1 protein-coding gene is annotated in these 785 nt (G+C 70.8%); it reads left to right on the top strand.

The features are described from left to right. Positions 1–17: 17 nt before the first annotated feature. Positions 18–785 (top strand): polyketide synthase dehydratase domain-containing protein (locus AQJ67_RS44390; protein ID WP_244190822.1); only part of this gene is annotated, 768 nt, incomplete at its 3' end.

Raw genomic sequence — 785 nt, 5'->3', positions numbered from 1 at the left:
CGTACCCGTCGGCGGTTGTGACGGGGACTTTGCGCCGGGGTGAGAACGAGTCCGAGCAATTGCTGACCGCCGTCGCCCGGTTGCACACCCACGGCGTCCCGGTGGACTGGTCCGCGATCGTGGGCCGGAACTCGGCGATCGATCTGCCGACGTACGCCTTCCAGCGTGAGCGGTACTGGCCGCGCCCCCGAGCCGTGGCCGGAGACGTACGCGGCGCCGGACTGACCTCCCTCGGCCACCCGCTGCTGGGGGCGGCGGTGGAACTGGCCGGTGGCGAAGGTGTGGTGTTCACCAGCCGACTGTCCCTGGCCTCCCACGCCTGGCTGGCCGACCACACGGCGCAGGGTGTGGTGTTGCTGGCTGGCACGGCGTTCGTCGAACTGGTCGTGCGGGCCGGTGACGAGGTGGGCTGCGGTGTCCTGGAGGAGCTGGCGTTGGAGCGGCCGTTGGTGCTGCCCGAGCGCGGGGCTGTGCAGGTGCAGGTGGTCCTCGACGCGCTGGAGGAGTCCGGCCGCCGTGCGGTGAGCGTGTACTCCCGCCCTGAGGAGGAGACGGACTGGACACGCCACGCCAGCGGAACGCTGAGTGCGTCAGTCGCCCCCGTACCGGTGTGGCAGGAAACGGCATGGCCGCCGCCGGGAGCGGAACCGGTGCCCGTGGACGGGTTCTATGAGGCCATGGCCGAGACGGGCTACGGGTACGGCCCGTCCTTCCAGGGACTGCAAACAGCTTGGCGGCGAGGCGAGGAAGTCTTCGCCGAGGTGCGGCTGTCCGACGAATCGGCA

The organism is Streptomyces caeruleatus, from assembly GCF_001514235.1.
GTDB lineage: Bacteria > Actinomycetota > Actinomycetes > Streptomycetales > Streptomycetaceae > Streptomyces > Streptomyces caeruleatus.
The sequence above is the reverse complement of the archived record's forward strand: the minus strand, read 5'-3'. Positions and strand labels throughout refer to the sequence as shown.